This is a genomic window from Amycolatopsis sp. NBC_01307, assembly GCF_035975215.1.
Classification (GTDB): Bacteria; Actinomycetota; Actinomycetes; order Mycobacteriales; family Pseudonocardiaceae; genus Amycolatopsis.
In genome coordinates, this window is sequence record NZ_CP108403.1 from 2,888,777 (window position 1) to 2,909,137 (window position 20,361).

At 74.8% G+C, this 20,361-nt stretch carries 1 protein-coding gene; it reads left to right on the forward strand.

Annotated elements, in window-relative coordinates:
• The first annotated feature begins 5 nt into the window (after window positions 1-5).
• Window positions 6-20,198: a type I polyketide synthase gene (locus tag OG439_RS12405; RefSeq protein WP_326949532.1), complete on the forward strand. Its 20,193-nt coding sequence runs from the start codon at window positions 6-8 to the stop codon at window positions 20,196-20,198.
• The last annotated feature ends 163 nt before the right edge of the window (window positions 20,199-20,361 follow it).

Below are 20,361 nucleotides of genomic sequence, written 5' to 3' on the forward strand. Positions count from 1 at the left end.
GGTTCATGGACAACGAAGAGAAGCTTCGGCACTTCCTCAAGCGCGTCACCGTAGAACTGCAGGAGACCCGCGAAAAGCTGCGCGAAGCCGAGACGGCGGACCAGGAGCCGATCGCGATCGTCGGCCTGGGCTGCCGCTTCCCCGGCGGGGCCTCGAGTCCCGAGGCGCTGTGGGAGCTGCTGTCCGGGGGCCGCGACGCGATCACGGAGTTCCCGGACGACCGCGGCTGGGACGTCGACCGGCTGCACGACGCCGAGGGCAACACCCGCGGCACGTCGTACGTGCGGCACGGCGGTTTCCTGCACGACGCGGGTGACTTCGACCCCGCGTTCTTCGGCATCTCGCCGCGCGAAGCGCTGGTCATGGACCCGCAGCAGCGGCTGATGCTGGAGATCTCCTGGGAGGCGATCGAACGCGCCGGGATCGACCCGGCCGCGCTGCGCGGCTCGTCGACCGGCGTGTTCACCGGCACGAACTTCCAGGACTACATCCACCTCGCGGCCAGTGCGGCCGAGGGCGCCGAGGACTACCTGTCCACGGCGAACGCCTCCAGCGTGCTGTCCGGGCGGGTCGCGTACGCGCTCGGCCTGGAGGGCCCCGCGATCACCGTCGACACCGCGTGCTCGGCGTCGCTGGTCGCGATGCACCTGGCCGCGCACGCGCTACGCCGCGGCGACTGCTCGCTGGCCTTGGCCGGCGGCGCGACGATCATGGCCACCCCGACGTTGTTCATCGCCTTCAGCCGCCAGCGCGGCCTCGCGCCCGACGGCCGCTGCCGCTCGTTCGCCGCCGGCGCCGAGGGCACCGGCTGGGGTGAGGGCGCGGGCGTCCTCGTCCTGGAACGGCTGTCCGACGCCGAACGCAACGGCCACCGCATCCTCGCGGTCATGCGGGGGAGCGCGGTCAACCAGGACGGCGCGTCCAACGGCCTGACCGCCCCGAGCGGGCCCGCGCAGGAACGCGTGATCCGCGCCGCGCTCGCCGGCGCCGGGCTCACCCCGGCCGACGTCGACGCCGTCGAGGCCCACGGCACCGGCACCACCCTCGGCGACCCGATCGAGGCCCGCGCCCTGGCCGCCACCTACGGCCGTGACCGCCAGGGTGAGCCGCTGTGGCTCGGCTCGGTGAAGTCCAACCTGGGGCACACCCAGGCCGCCGCCGGCGTCGCCGGTGTGCTGAAGATGGTGCTCGCCCTGCAGCACGGCGTGCTGCCCGAGACCCTCGGCGTCGACGCGCCGACCCCGGCCCTCGACTGGGACTCCAGCGGCCTGGCCCTGGTCACCGGCACCCGCGAGTGGCCGGCGACCGGCCGGCCGCGCCGCGCCGGCGTCTCGTCGTTCGGCCTCAGCGGCACGAACGCCCACATCATCCTGGAGCAGGCCCCGGCGATCCCCGAGCGGGAGTCGTCGCCGGACGTCCGCGTCCCGGGCGTGCTGAACTGGCCCCTGGCGGGCAAGAACGCGGCCGGGCTGCGGGCGCAGGCCGCGCGTCTGCTGTCCTTTGTGGACGAAGAGGTCGTGCCGCTGGACCTCGCGTACTCGCTCGGCACCACCCGCGCCGCGTTGCCGCACCGCGCGGTCGTCACCGGCGCCGGCCTCGACGACCTCCGCCAGGGTCTGGCCGCCCTCGCCGCGGGCGACGGTCCCTCCGGCGTGGCCGCCGCGGGCGCCGTCGCGTTCCTGTTCACCGGCCAGGGCGCCCAGCGTGTCGGCATGGGAACCGAGCTGTACCAGACGTTCCCGGTGTTCGCCGAGGCTTGGGACGCCGCTTGTGCCCACCTCGACCCCGCGCTCACCGACGTCGTCCGCGGCACCGGCAACCTCGACGACACCCAGTACGCGCAGGCCGCCCTGTTCGCGTTGGAGGTCGCGCTCTTCCGGCTGACCGAGTCGTGGGGCCTGCACCCGGACTACCTGCTCGGCCACTCCGTCGGCGAGATCGCCGCGGCCCACGTCGCGGGCGTGTTCTCCCTTGAAGACGCCTGTGCGCTCGTCTCGGCGCGCGGCCGGCTCATGCAGGCCCTCCCGGCCGGCGGCGCGATGCTCGCCGCCGAGATCCCGGAAGCCGAAGCCCTCGAACTGATCGCCGGTCGCGAGGCCGCGGTCTCGCTGGCCGCGATCAACGGCCCGGACTCCGTCGTGCTCTCCGGCGACGAGACGGCGATCGACGAGCTCGCCGCCGAGCTGACCGCGCGCGGCCGCCGGACCAAGCGGCTGCGCGTCAGCCACGCCTTCCACTCGCCGCGGATGGAGCCGATGCTCGGCGAGTTCGCCGCCGTGGCCCGCGGCATCACCTACGGCGAAGCCCGGCTGCCGGTGGTCTCGAACCGCACCGGCCGCGTCGCGACCCCGGGTGAGCTGCAGGACCCGGCGTACTGGGTTTCGCACGTCCGCGAAGCCGTCCGCTTCGCCGACGGCGTCCGCTGGCTGGCCGAACGCGACGTCACCCGCTTCGTCGAACTGGGGCCGGACGGCGTGCTCAGCGCGATGGCCCAGCAGACCGTGAGCGACGACGTCCGCTGCGTCCCGCTGCTGCGCTCGGGCCGGCCGGAGGAACTCTCCGCCGCCACAGCGCTCGCCACACTGCACGTCGCCGGGGTGCCCGTCGACTGGGCCGGGTTCTACGCCGGGACCGGCGCCGAGCGGGTGGACCTGCCGACCTACGCGTTCCAGCACGAGCGTTACTGGCCCGAGGCGACGCCGCCGGGCGCGGCGGCCACCGACCCGGCCGGCCTGGGCCTCACCGCGGCCGGGCACCCGCTGCTCGGCACCGCGATCGGCCTGGCCGACGGCGAGGGTTACCTGTTCACCGGCCGGCTCACCGCGGCGGCGACGCCGTGGCTCGCCGACCACGTCATCATGGGCTCGATCCTGTTGCCGGGCACGGCGTTCCTGGAGCTGGCCGTGCGCGCCGGCGACAGCGTCGGCTGCCCGCAGGTCGCCGAACTCACCCTCGAAGCGCCGCTGGTCGTGCCGGAGCGCGGCGGGGTGCGGCTGCAGCTGATCGTCGGCGCGGCCGACCACGCCGGCCGCCGCCCGATCACCGTCCACTCGCGACTCGACGACGAACCCGAGGACACGGCCTGGGAGCGCCACGCCAGCGGCGTCCTGGCTCCGGGGGAGCCGGTCACGGTCCCGGCCGCGGAGGCCTGGCCGCCCGCCGGCGCCGACGAGGTCGACATCACCGGCTTCTACGACGGCCTCGCGTCCGTCGGGTTCGGTTACGGGCCCGCGTTCCAGGGCCTGGAACGCGTGTGGCGCCGCGGCGACGAGGTGTTCGCCGAAGTCTCGCGCCCGCGTCAGGCGACCGCCGCCGACTCCTACGGCCTGCACCCCGCCCTGCTCGACGCCGCCCTGCACGCGCTCGGCGCGGCGGGCCGGGCCGAGGACGCGGACCGGCTGCTGCCCTTCGCGTGGTCCGGCGTCACCCTGCACGCCGCCGGCGCGTCCGCGCTGCGCGTCCGGATCGACGCGACCAACCCGGTTTCGGTCTCCCTGCACGTCTCCGACGCCGCCGGTGAGCCCGTGGCGACGGTGGATTCCCTCGCCCTGCGCCCGGTTTCGACGAACACCGGACGCAAGGCACGCCACGAATCGCTCTTCACGGTCGAGTGGGTCCCGGTTCCGGCCGGCGCGGCCCCCGCCGTCGCGGACTGGCCCGCGCTCGGCGCCGACTTCGGCCCGGAGATCCCGGCGCTCGTCCGCTACACCCCGGTCGTGCCGGACGGCGAAACTCCCAGTGCGGTAAGGGAAGCCGTCCACACGGCCCTGAGCACCGTCCAGGACTGGCTGGCCGACGACCGGTTCACCCGCTCGCGGCTGGTCGTCGTGACCCACGGCGACCTCGTCACGGCACCGCTGTGGGGTCTGCTGGGCTCCGCCCAGGCCGAGCAGCCGGACCGGATCACCCTGGTCGAGCTGGACGACGATCCCGCGTCCGCGGAGCTGCTGAGCGCCGCGGTGGCGCTGGGCGAGCCCAAGATCGCCATCCGCGGAGGAAAGCTGTGCGTGCCCCGGCTCGCGCGGGCCGCCGTCACCACCGATGCGACGCCGGTGTTCGACGAGACGTCGACGGTGCTCGTCACCGGTGGCCTCGGCGGGCTCGGCGGCCAGGTCGCCCGGCACCTCGTCACCGAACACGGCGTCCGGCGGCTGCTGCTGCTCGGCCGCCGCGGCCCGGACACCCCGGGCGCCGACCGCCTGTGCGCCGACCTCGCCGAACTGGGCGCCGACGCCACGGCGATCGCGTGCGACGTCGCCGACCGCGACGCCCTGGCCGCGGTGTTCGCCGGCAACGAGATCACGGCCGTCGTCCACACCGCGGGCGTCCTCGCCGACGCGACCTTCCCGTCACTCACCGGCGAGCAGGTCGACGCCGTCCTGCGGCCCAAGGTCGACGCCGCCTGGCACCTCCACGAACTGACCGCCGACCGGCCGGGTGTCACGGCGTTCGTGCTCTTCTCGTCCGTCGCCGGCGTCTTCGGCGCGGCCGGGCAGGGCAACTACGCCGCCGCCAACGCCTTCCTCGACGCCCTCGCCGACCACCGCCGCACACAAGGACTTCCGGCCGTCTCGCTGGCCTGGGGCGCGTGGGCGCCGTGGGAGTCCGAGGGTGGCAACCTCGGCATGGCCGGCACCCTCGCGGACGCCGACATCGAGCGGATGACCCGCGCCGGCACCCCGCCGCTCGCCCTCGACCAGGCGCTGAGCCTGTTCGACGCCGCGCTCGGCGCCGACGACGCCCTGCTCGCCCCGGTCCGCCTCGACCTCGACACGCTCTCGGGCGCGCCCGAGGTCCCGCCGCTGCTGCGACGCCTGGTACGCGGCTCGGCCCGCCGCCGTCCGAAGGCCGACTCGGGCCTCACCGCCCGGCTCGCCGCGCTGGCCCCGGCCGACCGGCAGCGCGCGCTGGTCGACTTGGTGCGCACGCACGTCGTCGGCCTGCTCGGCTACAGCTCGATCAGCCAGGTCGAGCCGGCCCAGTCGTTCTCCGACCTCGGTTTCGACTCGCTGTCGGCGGTCGAGCTGCGCAACGCCGTGCAGGCCGAGACCGGCCTGCGGCTGCCCGCGACGCTCGTCTTCGACTACCCGACCGTCCTCGCCCTGGCCCGCCACCTGCACGACGAGCTCGTCGGCTCCCTGGATGCCGTCGACCGGACGCCGGTGCGCACGGCGGCCGCCGTCGAGTCCGACCCCGTCGTCATCGTCTCGATGGGCTGCCGCTACCCGGGCGGCATCACGTCCCCGGACGAGCTGTGGGACTTCGTCGTCGGCGACGGCGACGGCATCTCGCGCTTCCCCGGCGACCGCGGCTGGCCCGTCGAGGCCATCTACCACCCCGACCCCGACCACGCCGGCACCAGCTACACCCGCGACGGCGGCTTCCTCGACGACGTAGCGGGCTTCGACCCCGGCTTCTTCGGCATCTCGCCGCGTGAGGCCCTGGCGATGGACCCGCAGCAGCGTCAGCTGCTGGAGACGTCGTGGGAGGCCCTGGAACGCGCCGGCATCCGGCCGGGCACCCTGCGCGGCAGCCGCACCGGCGTCTACGCCGGGATCATGTACCACGACTACCTCGGCGCCAACGTCGAGTTCCCGGCCGACTCGCTCGGGTACCTCGGCACCGGCAACGCGGGCAGCGTGCTGTCCGGCCGCATCTCCTACGTCTTCGGGCTGGAAGGCCCGTCGGTCACCGTCGACACGGCCTGCTCGTCTTCGCTGGTCGCGCTGCACATGGCGGCGACCGCCCTGCAACGCGGCGAGTGCGAGCTGGCCCTGGCCGGCGGCGTCACCGTGATGGCCACGCCGGGCACGTTCATCGACTTCAGCCGCCAGCGCGGCCTCGCCGCGGACGGCCGTTGCAAGTCCTACGCGGACAGTGCCGACGGCGTCGGCTGGTCCGAAGGCGTCGGCGTCCTCGTGCTGGAGCGGCTGTCCGACGCGCGCCGCAACGGCCACCCCGTGCTCGCCGTGGTCCGCGGCTCGGCCGTCAACTCCGACGGCGCGTCCAACGGCCTCACCGCCCCGAACGGGCCGTCGCAGCAGCGCGTCATCCGCCAGGCGCTCGGCGCCGCCGGGCTGACACCGTCCGAAGTGGACGTCGTCGAAGGCCACGGCACCGGCACCACCCTCGGTGACCCGATCGAGGCGCAGGCGCTGCTGGCCACCTACGGCCAGGAACGCGACGAGTTCCAGCCGCTGCTGCTCGGCTCGGTCAAGTCGAACCTCGGCCACACCCAGGCCGCCGCCGGCGTCGCGGGCGTGATCAAGTCCGTGCTCGCCATGCGCGCCGGGATCGTCCCGAAGAGCCTGCACATCGACGCGCCGTCGTCCCACGTGGACTGGACGGCCGGTGACATCCAGCTCGTCACCGACACCCGGCCGTGGCCCGAAACCGGCCGGCCGCGCCGGGCCGCGGTGTCGTCGTTCGGCATCAGCGGCACCAACGCCCACGTCGTGCTGGAGCAGGCCCCGGCCGCCGAACCGGCACCCGCGGTGACCCAGGACGACCGGCCCGCGCCGTGGCTGCTGGCCGCCCGGACCCCGGAAGCCCTGCGTGCCCAGGCCGAGCGGCTCCTGACGGCGATCGGCGACGCCGACCCCCGCGACGTCGCCTGGTCACTGGCCACCACCCGGACGGCGTTCGAGTACCGCGCGGTCCTCACCGGCGACCCGGTCGCCGCGCTCACCGCCCTCGCGGCGGGGGAGGACGTGCCCGCCCCGGCCAGCCCGGGCGCCCGGACCGCGTTCCTGTTCACCGGCCAGGGCGCCCAGCGCGCCGGCGCCGGACGTGAGCTGTACGAGCGGTTCCCGGCGTTCGCCGCGGCCCTCGACGACGTCTGCGCGCACCTCGACCCGGAACTCGGGTTCTCCTTGCGGGAGCGCATGTTCGACGCCGACGCGTCCCTCGAATCGACCGACGTCGCGCAGCCCGCGCTGTTCGCGATCGAGGTTGCCCTGTACCGCCTGCTGCGCTCGTGGGGCGTCACGCCGGACCTGCTGCTCGGCCACTCGATCGGCGAGCTGGCCGCGGCGCACGTCGCCGGCGTTTTCTCCCTCGCCGACGCGTCCCGCCTGGTGGCGGCGCGCGGCCGCTTGATGGCCGCGCTGCCCACAAGCGGCGCGATGGTCGCGATCAACGCGACCGAAGCGGCTGTCGCCGGAGCGATCGACGGCCGCGCCGGAGTGTCGATCGCCGCGGTCAACGGGCCGGAGTCGGTCGTCCTGTCGGGCGACGAAGCCGCCGTCACGGAGATCGCCGCGACCTTCGCCTCGGCTGGTCACCGGACCAGCCGCCTGAAGGTGAGCCACGCGTTCCACTCGCCGCTGATGGACCCGATGCTCGACGACTTCCGCGCGATCGCGGAGACCGTCGAGTACGCCCCGGCCGAGCTGCCGGTGGTGTCGAACCTGACCGGCGCGATCGCCGGCGACGAGCTGGGCACGGCGGATTACTGGGTGCGTCACGTCCGCGAGGCCGTCCGGTTCGCCGACGGCGTCGCGGCCCTGGTTGCCGACGGCGTCACGGCGTTCCTCGAGGTCGGCCCGGCCGGCGTGCTCAGCGCCATGGCCGCCGACACTCTCCCCGCCGAAGCCGTCGCCGTCCCGGCACTGCGCCGCGACCGTGAGGACGTCGAGACGCTCGTCGACGCGCTCGCCGCGGTCCACGCGCACGGCGTCGACGTCGACTGGGACGCCTACTTCGTCGGGGGCCACCAGCTCGCCCTGCCCACCTACGCCTTCCAGCACGAACGCTTCTGGCCGCGGATGGCCACGCTGCCCGGCGACGTCGGCGCGATCGGCCTCGGCGCCGTCGCCCACCCGCTGCTCGGCGGCGGCATCGAACTGCCCGAGTCGGGCGGATTCCTGTTCACCGCAAGGGTTTCGCTGGCCACGCACCCGTGGCTGGCCGGGCACCGCATCGCCGGTTCGGTCCTGCTGCCCGGTACCGCGCTGCTCGAGCTCGCCGTCTGCGCGGGCGATCAGCTCGGCTGCCCGGGTGTCGGCGAGCTGACCCTGCAAGCGCCGCTGGTGCTGGCCGACGAGGCCGGCACGCACGTCCAGGTCGCCGTCGGCCCGCCCGACGAGGCCGGCGACCGGCCGATCACCGTCTACTCGCGCCGCGAAGACGCCATCGACCAGCCGTGGACGCGGCACGCGAGCGGCACGCTGCTGGCCACCGCCGAACCCGCGCCGGAGCCGGTCCGCCGGCCCGACGGCGCGGCCGAAGCGGACCTGGCCGACCTGTACGACCGGTTCGCCGACCAGGGCTTCGAGTACGGCCCGGCCTTCCGCGGCCTGACCGCGGTGTGGCGGCACGGCGACGACGTTTTCGCCGAGGTCGAGCTGCCCGAGGACGAACACGCCGACGCGGCGTCGTTCGGGCTGCACCCCGCGCTGCTCGACGCCTGCCTGCACGCGACGTCGTTCAGCACCGCCGTCCGCCCCGGCTCGCTGCCGTTCTCGTGGGAAGGCGTCTCCGTGCACGCGGCCGGCGCGACCGCGGTGCTCGTGCGGATCTCACCCGCCGGCGACGACGCGGTTTCCCTGTACGTCACCGACGCCGACGACCACCCCGTCGCGTCCGTGCGCTCGCTGGTGCTCCGGCCGCTGCCCTCGGGCGCGATCGACGACACCGCCGACCGCGACTCCCTGTTCCAGCTCGACTGGATCCCCTTCACCCCCGGCGCCCCCGAGTCCGGCGCGGTCGCCGTCGCGGGCGTCGACCAGCTCGGCGTCGCCGGGGTCTTCCCGGACGCGGCGCGCGTCTCCGGCCCGCTCGCGTTCGACGGTGACGTCCCGCCGTTCGTCGTGTACCCGGTTGCCGGCGACGAGAACGCCGAGGTCGTCCAGGAGACGCACGAACTGACCACGCACGTCCTGGCCCTGCTGCAGGACTGGCTGGCCGACGAGCGGTTCGCCGCGGCGCGGCTGGTGCTCGTCACCCGCGGCGCGACGACCGGGGCCGACCTGGCCGCGGCCGCCGTCTGGGGCCTAGCCCGCACCGCCCAGGTCGAGCACCCGGGCCGCATCGTGCTCGTCGACCTCGATGACACCGCCGAGTCCCTGGCCGCACTGCCCTCGGCCCTCGGCACGGGCGAACCGCAGGTCACGCTGGTCGACGGCGACCTGCGCGCGGCCCGCCTCACCCGCGCCGAAGCGGCACTTTCACGTGAAAGTGCCGCCTCCTGGGACCCCGACGGGACTGTGCTCATCACCGGCGGCACCGGCGGGCTCGGCGGGCTGCTGGCCCGCCACCTGGTCACCGAGCGCGGCGCCCGGCACCTGCTGCTCGTCAGCCGCCGCGGCCTGGCCGCCGACGGCGCCCCCGAACTGGTCGCCGACCTCACCGAGGCCGGTGCCGACGTCGACGTCCGGTCCTGCGACATCGCCGACCGCGACGCGCTGCGAGCCCTGCTCGAAGACGTCCCGGCCGAGCACCCGCTGACCGCCGTCGTGCAGACCGCCGGTGTGCTCGACGACGGCGTCCTCGGGTCGCTGACCCCCGAGCGGCTCGCGACCGTGCTGCGCCCCAAGGTGGACGCGGCCTGGAACCTGCACGAGCTGACCCGCGACCTCGACCTCGCCGCGTTCGTCTCCTTCTCGTCGGTCGCCGGCACCTTCGGTGGCGCCGGGCAGGCCAACTACGCCGCCGCCAACGCCTTCCTCGACGCGCTCGCCCTGCGCCGCGCCGGCGAAGGACGCCCGGCGCAGTCGCTGGGCTGGGGCCCGTGGGCCGCCGCGACCGGGATGACCCGGGCGCTGAGCGACGCCGACATCGAGCGGATGGCGCGGCTCGGCATGCCGGTGCTGCAGCCGGAGCAGAGCATCCGGCTGTTCGACCGCGCGCTGAGCACCGACCGCGCCGTGCTGCTGCCGGTGCGCCTCGACCTGCCGGTGATCCGGACCCAGCCGGAGATCCCGCCGCTGCTGCGCGGCCTGGTGCGGGTGTCCGGGCGCCGTCTCGCCGGCGGCGGTCCGGCCGCCGCGGGCCTGGTGCGCCGCCTGGCCGGGCTGAGCGAGGACGAGCGGGCCGAGGCCGTGCTCGACCTCGTGCGTGGCCAGGTCGCGCTGGTGCTCGGGCACGCCGACGCCGCCGCGATCCCGGCCGCGAAGACGTTCCAGGAGCTCGGTTTCGACTCCCTGACCGCCGTCGACCTGCGCAACAAGCTGACCGCCGCGTCCGGCGTCGCGCTGCCCGCCACGACCGTCTTCGACTACCCGACGATGACCGCGCTGGCCCGGCACTTGACCGGCCAGCTGGCCGGCGCGGACGACGACCACCAGGACGCGGCACGGGTGACTGCGCCGTTGCTCGACGAGCCGATCGCGATCGTCGCGATGAGCTGCCGCTACCCGGGCGGCGTCACCACGCCCGAGCAGCTCTGGGACCTCGTCGCCGGAAGTACCGACGCCATCACGGAGTTCCCGTCCGACCGCGGCTGGGACGTCGACTCCCTCTACGACCCCGACCCGGACCACCCGGGCACGTCCTACACGCGTCACGGCGGGTTCCTGCACGACGCGGCCGAGTTCGACGCCGCGTTCTTCGGGATGAGCCCGCGCGAAGCCGTCGCCACCGACACCCAGCAGCGGCTGCTGCTGGAAGTCTCGTGGGAGGCGATCGAACGGGCCGGCATCGACCCGCGTGTCCTGCGCGGCAGCCGGACCGGCGTGTTCGCCGGCGTGATGTACAACGACTACAACAGCCTCGTCTCCGGCGGTGACCTCGAGGCCTACCAGGGCAACGGCAGCGCGGGCAGCGTCGCCTCCGGCCGCGTCTCGTACGTGCTGGGCCTCGAAGGCCCCGCGGTCACCGTGGACACGGCGTGCTCGTCGTCGCTGGTCGCGCTGCACTGGGCGGCGCAGGCGCTGCGTTCCGGCGAGTGCACGCTCGCCCTCGCCGGCGGCGTCACCGTGATGTCCACCCCGGGCACGTTCGTCGGGTTCTCCCGCCAGCGTGGCCTCTCCGCCGACGGCCGCTGCAAGTCCTTCTCCGACGACGCGGACGGCGTCGGCTGGTCCGAGGGCGCCGGGATGCTCCTGCTGGAACGGCTGTCCGACGCGCGCCGCAACGGCCACCCGGTGCTCGCCGTGGTCAAGGGCTCCGCCGTCAACTCCGACGGCGCATCCAACGGTCTCACCGCCCCGAACGGCCCGTCGCAGCAACGCGTGATCCGCCAGGCGCTGGCCGCGTCCGGACTGTCCACTTCGGACGTCGACGTCGTCGAAGGCCACGGCACCGGCACCACCCTGGGCGACCCGATCGAGGCCCAGGCGCTGCTCGCGACCTACGGCCGCGACCGGAAAACCCCGCTGCTGCTGGGATCCGTCAAGTCCAACATCGGCCACACCCAGGCCGCCGCCGGTGTCGCCGGGATCATCAAGATGGTCGAGGCGCTGCGGCACGGCGTCGTCCCGCCGAGCCTGCACGCCGGCGAAGTGTCGACGCACGTCGACTGGGCCGCCGGCGACGTCGAGGTCGTCACCGGGAACCGGCCCTGGCCGGAGACCGGCCGGGCGCGCCGCGCGGCGGTGTCGTCGTTCGGTATCAGCGGCACCAACGCCCACACGATCATCGAGCAGGCCCCGGACGCGAACCTGCCGGACGCGCCGCCGGACGCCGGTGTCGTGCCGTGGCCGCTGTCCGCGTTCACCGAACCCGCTCTGCGGGCGCAGGCCGCCCGGCTGGCGGCGCACGCGACCGAAGCCACCGACCTGAACCGCGTCGACGCCGGCTACAGCCTCGCCACCGGCCGGACCGCCTTCGACCAGCGCGCGGTCGTGCTGTCCGAGCACCGCGGCGAACTCGCCGCCGCGCTCGAAGCGCTGGCCGCGGGGGAGCCGCACCCGGCCGTCGTCACCGGCCACGCCGACGAGACGGCGAAGCTCGCCGCGTTGTTCGCCGGCCAGGGCGCCCAGCGTCTCGGCATGGGCCGCCGGCTCTACGCCCGGTACCCCGCGTTCGCCCAGGCCTGGGACGCGGTCGTCGAGCTGCTGCCCGGCGACTGGTCCGGGATCGTCTGGGGCGAGGACTCCCGCGCGCTGGCCGGCACCGCCGCCGCGCAGCCCGCGCTGTTCGCGCTCGAAGTCGCCCTGTTCCGGCTCGCCGAGTCGTGGGGCGTGCGCCCGGACTACGTGCTCGGGCACTCGGTGGGGGAGATCGCGGCCGCGCACGTCGCGGGTGTGCTGTCCCTGGCCGACGCCTGCACGCTGGTCGCGGCCCGCGCCTCGCTGATGGGCGCGCTGCCGGCAGGCGGCGCGATGGTGTCCGTGCGGGCCACCGAAGACGAAGTGCGCCCGTTGCTGGGCGATGACGTCGCCATCGCGGCGGTCAATGGCCCCGAAGCCGTCGTGCTCGCGGGCCTCGAGGACGCCGTGCTGGCCGTCGCCGCGCAGTTCGAGAAGACGACACAGCTCAAGGTGAGCCACGCGTTCCACTCGCCGCTGATGGACCCGATGCTCGACGAGTTCCGCGCGGTGGCCGAGTCCCTGACCTACGCCACGCCGCGGATCCCGCTCGTGTCCACGGTGACCGGCGAGCTGCTGGAAGACGTCGGTCCGGGCCACTGGGTCGACAACGTCCGCCGGACCGTCCGCTTCGCCGACGGCGTCACGGCGCTGCACGGGCGCGGCGTCCGCGTCTTCGCCGAGTTCGGCCCGGACGGCGTCCTGTCGGCGATGACCGCCGGGACCCTCCCGTCCGACGTCGTCACGGTTCCGTTGCTGCGTAAGGACGTCCCCGAGCCGCGGGCCGCGCTCGCCGGGCTGGGCGGCCTGCACGTCACCGGCGTCCGCGTCGACTGGGCCGCGGTGCTGGCCGGCGGCCGGCGGACCGCGCTGCCGACGTACGCGTTCCAGCGGGAACGCTTCTGGCCGAAGGGTGGCGCGACGCCTCGCGGCGACGCCACCGCCGCGGGCCTCGGCGTCGGCGGCCACCCGATGGTCGGCGCCGTGGTGCGCCCGGCCGGGTCGGGCGAGATCCTGCTGACCAGCCGGCTGTCCGTGTCCGGGCACCCGTGGCTGGCCGGGCACGTCGTCGGCGGCAGCGTGGTGCTGCCCGGCACCGTCTTCGCCGAACTCGCCCTGCGGGCCGGCGACGAAGCCGGGACGCCGTGCCTGGAAGAGCTCACGCTCACCGCGCCCCTGGTCCTGCCCGGCCGCGGCGGCGTCCAGGTGCAGCTGCGCGTGGCCGAGCCGGCCGGCGACGGACGTCGCGCACTCACCGTCTACTCGCGACCCGAAGACGCCGACGACCTGGCGTGGATCCAGCACGCCACCGGTGTGTTCGGCCCGGCCCGTCCGGCGGCCACCTTCGACGCCGCGGAGTGGCCGCCTGCCGGCGCCACCGAAGTGGACCTCGACGGCCACTACGAGCGTCTCACCGACGCCGGTCTGGCCTACACCGGAGCCTTTCGCGGCCTGACCGCCGCGTGGCAGCTCGGTGACGACGTCTTCGCCGACGTCGCGCTCCCGAGCGACGAGGCGGGGGAGGCGGGCGCGTTCGGCCTGCACCCGGCCCTGTTCGACGCCTGCCTGCACGCGATCGGCTTGCTGGGCACCGAGAGCGGTGCCGCCGAGCTGCCGTTCGCCTGGGAAGGCGTCCAGCTGCACGCGACCGGCGCGGCCACCGTCCGGGTCCGGATCTCCCGGTCCGGCGCGGGTGTCGCGATCGCCGTCGCCGACCCGGCCGGGCAGCCGGTCGCGGAGGCCGCCTCGCTGCGGCTGCGCCCGCTGACCGCGTCGCGTCCCGGCCCGGTGGGCCAGGAACACCTGTACCGGCTCACGTGGACCCCGCTGACCGCGACGCCGTCCGGCTTCGCCACGGCCGGTGTCCTGGGCGACACGACCGAAGTCCTGACCACAGCGGGAATCGAGACGGCCTTCGCCGACGTCGAAGCGGCCGCAGTGGCCGCACCAGACCTGGTGGTCCTCCCGCTTCTCGACCAGCCGCACGACGACGCGGCCGAGTCCGCCCGGGCCCTGACCGTCCGCACCCTCGCTCTCCTCCAGGAGTGGCTCGCCGAGGATCGGCTCCGGGAGACCCGGCTCGTCGTCCTCACCCGCGGGGCCACCGACGGCGACCCCGCCGCGGCCGCCGTCTGGGGGCTCGTGCGCTCCGCGCAGGCCGAGCACCCGGGCCGCGTCACGCTGGTCGACCTCGCCGACGACACAACCGGCCTGGCCGCTGCTCTCGCCACGGACGAACCGCAGGTCGTCCTGCGCGACGGTGAGGTGCACGGTGGCCGGCTCGCCCGCGTCGCCGTGGCCGAAGCCGAGGCTTTCGGCGACCCCGACGGCACCGTCCTGATCACCGGCGGCACCGGGGGACTGGGCGCGCTGTTCGCCCGGCACCTGGCCTCCGAACACGGCATGCGCCGGCTGCTGCTGGTCAGCCGCAGCGGTGGCGACGTCGACGAGGTCACCGCGCTGATCGCCGAACTCGCCGCGCACGGCACCGAAGCGAGCGTCGCCGCGTGCGACGTCGCCGACCGGGACGCCCTCGCCGCGCTGCTGGCCGGGATCCCGGCCGAGCACCCGCTGACCGCCGTCGTGCACAGTGCGGGCGTCGTCGACGACGGCGTCCTCGACTCCTTGACCGCCGACCGCTTCGACCGCGTGCTGCGGCCGAAGGCCCAGGGCGCGTGGAACCTGCACGAGCTGACCAAGGACCTCGGCCTGACGTCGTTCGTGGTGTTCTCCTCGGTCGCCGGCACCGTCGGCACCGCGGGCCAGGCGAACTACGCCGCGGCCAACGCGTTCCTCGACGCGCTCGCCCGCCGCCGCCAAGCCGCAGGCCTGCCCGCCACCTCGCTCGCCTGGGGCCCGTGGGCCGCGGGCAGCGGCATGACGAGCGCGCTGACCGACGCCGACCTCGCGCGGATGGCCCGCGCCGGTACCCCGGCCATCCCGGCGGAGCTGGGCACGCGGCTGTTCGACGCGGCCCTGGCCGCCGGCGTGCCCGACCTCGCGCCGGTCCACCTCGACCTGCCCGTGCTGCGGGCCATGGGCGAGGTCCCGCCGATCCTGCGCGGCCTGATCCGCGTCCCGCTGCGCCGGTCCGCCGCCGCGGCGGGTGGCGAAGCCGCGGTCGGTCTCGTCCGCCGGCTCGGCGCGCTCGACGAGGCCGGGCGCGTCCGGGCCCTGCGCGAGCTGATCACCGCGCAGGTCGCCCAGGTCCTCGGGCACGCCGACACCGGCGGGCTCGACGCCGACCAGACGTTCCAGCAGCTCGGTTTCGACTCGCTGACCGCCCTGGAGCTGCGCAACCGGCTCGACGGCGCGACCGGCGTCCGGCTCAGCGCCACCGCCGTGTTCGACTACCCGACCATCGCCGCGCTCGGCGGGCACCTCCTGGAAGCGCTGCTCGGTTCCGGCGCGGTGACCGACGAAACCGCCGTGCCCGCCGCCGTCGCGGGCGACCCGATCGTCATCGTCGGCATGAGCTGCCGGTTCCCGGGCGGGGTCTCCTCGCCCGAAGACCTGTGGCAGCTGCTGACCGAGGAGCGGGACGCGATCACGGCGTTCCCGGCCAACCGCGGCTGGGACATCGCCTCGCTCTACCACCCGGACCCCGACAACCCCGGCACGACCTACACCCGCGAAGGCGGTTTCCTGCACAACGCGGGGGAGTTCGACCCGGAGTTCTTCGGGATGAACCCGCGTGAGGCGCTGGCCACCGACGCCCAGCAGCGGCTGCTGCTGGAGACCGGCTGGGAGGCCGTCGAGGGCGCCGGGATCGACCCGGCCACCCTGCGCGGCAGCCGCACCGGCGTGTTCGTCGGCGTGATGTACAACGACTACGGCCTGACGCTGAACCACATGGCCGACACCGACGGCTACGAGAGCAACGGCAGCTCGCCGAGCGTCGCCTCGGGCCGGGTCGCCTACACCTTCGGCTTCGAAGGCCCGACCCTGACCGTCGACACGGCGTGCTCGTCGTCGCTGGTCACCCTGCACCTGGCCGCGCAGGCGCTGCGCAACGGCGAGTGCGGGCTGGCGCTGGCCGGCGGCGCGACCGTGATGGCCACGCCCGGCACGTTCGTCGGGTTCAGCCGCCAGCGCGGCCTCGCCACCGACGGCCGCTGCAAGGCGTTCTCCGACGACGCCGACGGCCTGGGCTTCGCCGAGGGCGTCGGGATGCTGCTGCTGGAGCGGATGTCCGACGCGCGGCGCAACGGCCACGAGATCCTCGCGGTCGTCCGCGGCTCGGCGATCAACTCCGACGGCGCGTCCAACGGCCTCACCGCGCCCAACGGGCCGTCGCAGCAGCGGGTCATCCGCCAGGCGCTGGCCGCGGCCGGACTGTCCACTTCGGACATCGACGCGATCGAGGCGCACGGCACCGGCACCAAGCTCGGCGACCCGATCGAGGCGCAGGCGCTCATCGCGACCTACGGCCGCGACCGGGAGCACCCGCTGCCGATCGGCTCGGTCAAGTCCAACATCGGGCACACGCAGGCCGCCGCCGGCGTGGCGGGGATCATCAAGATGGTCCTCGCCATGCGCCACGGCGTCCTGCCGCGCTCGCTGCACGCGGCCACCCCGTCGTCCCACGTGGACTGGCAGGACAGCGGCGTCGAGGTGCTGTCGCAGGCCCGGCCGTGGCCGGACGCCGGCCGCGTGCGCCGCGCGGCGGTGTCGTCCTTCGGCATCAGCGGCACCAACGCCCACACCGTGCTCGAAGCCGCCCCCGCGCCGGCCCCCGCGCCCGCTTCGGAGACACCGCCGGCGATCGTGCCGTGGGTGCTCTCGGGCCGGACGTCGGCCGCCCTGCGCGGTCAGGCGGAGCGGGTGCTGGCGCACCTACCCGAGCACGCGGACGCGGCCGCGATCGGCCGCGCGCTGGCCGGCCGTTCGGCGTTCGCGCACCGGGCCGTCCTGGTCGGCGAGGACCGGGCGGGGCTGACGGCCGCGCTCACCGCCGTCGCCGCCGGGGAGGCCGCGCCGGACGTCGTGACCGGCCGCACCTTCGGCACCCGCGCCCCGGCGTTCGTCTTCCCGGGCCAGGGCTCGCAGTGGGCCGGGATGGCCCGCGACCTGCTGGCCGCGTCCCCGGTCTTCGCCGGGACGATGGCCGAGTGCGCCGCGGCGCTGTCCGAGTTCGTCGACTGGTCGCTGCTCGAAGTCCTGGAGGACGACGAGGCCTTGCAGGAGGTCGACATCGTCCAGCCCGCGCTGTGGGCGGTGATGGTGTCGCTGGCCGCGCTGTGGCGCGAGTTCGGCGTCGAGCCCGCCGCCGTGGTCGGGCACTCGCAGGGCGAGATCGCCGCGGCCTGCGTCGCGGGCGCCCTGAGCCTGTCCGACGGCGCCCGGGTAGTTGCCCTGCGCAGTCGTTTGATCAGGCAGAAGCTCGCCCGCACCGGCGTGATGCTGTCGATCGTGGCGCCGGCCGACGACGTCCGTGCCCTGGTGGCGGACCTCGGTGACGAGGTCTCGATCGCCGCGGTCAACGGGCCGAAGCTGGTCACCGTCTCCGGCGACGAAGGCGCGCTGACCGCGTTGGAGAAGCGCCTCTCGGCCGCCGGCATGATGCGCTGGCGCCTGGCCGGGGTGAACTTCGCCGCGCACTCGCCGCAGGTGGAACTGCTCGAGGACGACCTGCTGGAGCAGCTGGCGCCGATCACGCCGCGCAGCAGCACCGTGCGGTTCTACTCGTCCGTGACCGGCGGGCTGCTGGACACGGCCGAGCTGGACGCCCGGTACTGGTACCGCAACATCCGCCAGACCGTGCTGTTCGGCGACGCGTCCGCGGCGATGGTCGCCGACGGGACCGCGGCGTTCATCGAGCCCAGCCCGAGCCCGGTGCTGAAGATGGCGCTGGAGCAGACCATGGACCCCACCGGCGAGCCGCTAGTGTTCCAGGAGACCCTGCGCACCGGCGAGGGTGACTGGCGCCGGATGGTGACCGCGGTCGCCGGGGCGCACGCCCAGGGCGTCACGATCGACTGGCGTGCCTACTTCGACCGCGCCGGCGTCACCACCGGCGTCCCGCTGCCGACGTACGCCTTCCAGCGCAAGAACTACTGGCCCGAGGCCCAAGCGAAGGCCGCGCCCGAAGCGGGGGAGAGCGCGGCGGACGCGCGGCTGTGGAGCACGGTCGCCGCCGCCGACGTCGACACCCTGGCTTCGGTGCTGGACGTCGACCGCACGGCGCTGGACTCCGTCCTGCCCGCGCTGACGTCGTGGCGGGAGAAGCTGCGCAGCGACGCCGCGATCGACCGCTGGTGGTACCGGATCGACTGGACGCCGTTGAAGGTGCCGGCGGAAGCCGCGGTGCCGGGCCGGTGGCTCGCCGTAATCGCCGAGGGCACCGAGGACCAGCCGTGGGTCGGCCGGGTGCTCGGCGCGCTGCCCGGTGACGTCACGGTGCTGCCGGTCGCCGAACCCGACCCGGTCGCCCTGGCGGCCCGGATCGAGGCGCTGCCCGGCTCGTTCGACGGCGTCGTCTCGTTGCTGGCCCTGCGCTCCGAACCGCTGCCGGGCGCACCGACGGCCCCGGCCGGGATGACGCTCACCGCCGTCCTGGTCCAGGCGCTGGTCCAGGAGGTCGACCGGTTCGGCGCCGGGGTCCGGCTGTGGTGCCTGACCCGTGAGGCTCTGGGCGTCGAGGACCATCCGGCGGCGCCGGACACCGTCGAGCAGGCCGCGGTCTGGGGCTTCGGCCGCACCGTCGCGCTGGAGCTGTCCGCGGCCTGGGGCGGCATGGTCGACCTCACGGCCGACCCGAGCGAGGCCGACCTCAAGAACCTGCCGCTCGTGCTCGCCGGGATCGACGGCGAGGACCAGGTGTGCCTGCGGACCGGCCGGATCCTCGGCCGGCGGCTGCGCCGCACCACCGCGGCCGAGACTCCGGTCATCACCCCGGCGCTGGCCGGGCCCGGCACGGTCCTGGTCACCGGCGGCACCGGCGCGCTCGGCGCCGAGACCGCGCGCTGGCTCGCCGACGCCGGTGTCAAGCGGCTGGTGCTGACCAGCCGCCGCGGCCCGGACGCACCGGGTGCTGCCGAGCTGGTCGAAGACCTGGCCGCGCGGGGCGCCGAGGCGGCCGTCGTGGCCTGCGACGTCGCCGAACGCGACCAGCTCGCCGCGATGCTCGACGCGATCCCGGCCGAGCACCCGCTGCGCGGTGTCGTCCACTCCGCCGGCGTCCCGCAGGGCGGCGCCGACGTCGTCGCCCTGACCCTCGACGACGTCGAAGCGGTCCTCAAGTCCAAGGTGGCCGGGGCCCGGCTGCTCGACGAGCTCGTCGGGGACCGGGAGCTCGACTTCTTCGTGCTGTACTCGTCGGTCGCCGGCATGCTCGGCAGCGGCAAGCAGAGCGCCTACGCCGCGGCCAACGCCTACCTGAACGCGCTGGCCGAAGACCGGGTGCGCCGCGGGCTGCGCGGCACCTCACTCGGCTGGGGCCTGTGGGGCGAGACCGGGATGGCGATGCAGGGCGACATGCTCGACCACATGCAGCGCCACGGCCTGGTCCCGCTGGCCCCGGCCGAGGCGATGACGGCGTTCGGCCGCGCCCTGGGCTTCCAGGGCTCCGTGCTGGCCGCGGACTTCGACTGGAGCCGCTTCGCCCAGACGTTCACCCTGCCCCGCCAGAGCGCGCTGCTGAGCGAGCTGCCCGAGGTCCGGCAGGCGCTGGGCGCGGACACGATCGTCGAACGCGACGCCGTCGTGGCCGAGGCGACCCTGCACGAGGAACTGACCCACCTGGAACCGGCGGAGCGGCGCGAGGCGCTGCTGACGCTGGTGCGCTCGATCGCCGCCGAGCTGCTCGGTTACGGCGACGGGTCGGACATCGAGCCGGCGCAGGCGTTCCGGGAGATGGGCGTCGACTCGCTCGCCGCCGTCGAGGTCCGGAACGTGCTGGCGGAGCGGACGGGCGTGCGGCTGGCCTCGACGCTCGTGTTCGACTACCCGACCGCGAACGCCATCGCCGGGCACCTCCACCGCGAGCTGTTCGGTGACGTCGACGACGTTCCGCTGTCCGAGGAGGAGACCCGCGTCCGGAAGTTCCTGGCGGCGGTCTCGTTCGACCAGCTCCGCTCGCTGGGCCTGATGGACCTGCTCGTGGAGGCGGTCGACCGGTCGGAGCGGACCTACGACGAGGAATCCGCGGCGGAGACCGGCGACGACGGCGATATCGGCGACATGGATGCGGACGATCTCGTCCGCTTCGTGCTGGGCGGACAGGACTGAGAGCAGCGGGTCTAGGCCGGATGGCGGCCCCGGTGACGGGCAACAACTAGACGTTTCCGGGTCTGCCGTGCGGTTGACTCACTCGCCAAGAAGGACGTTCGCCCGCCGCCGGTCCAGAGGAGAACGCCGACGCGGTGGCGCTACCCAGGTAACCGTCAACACC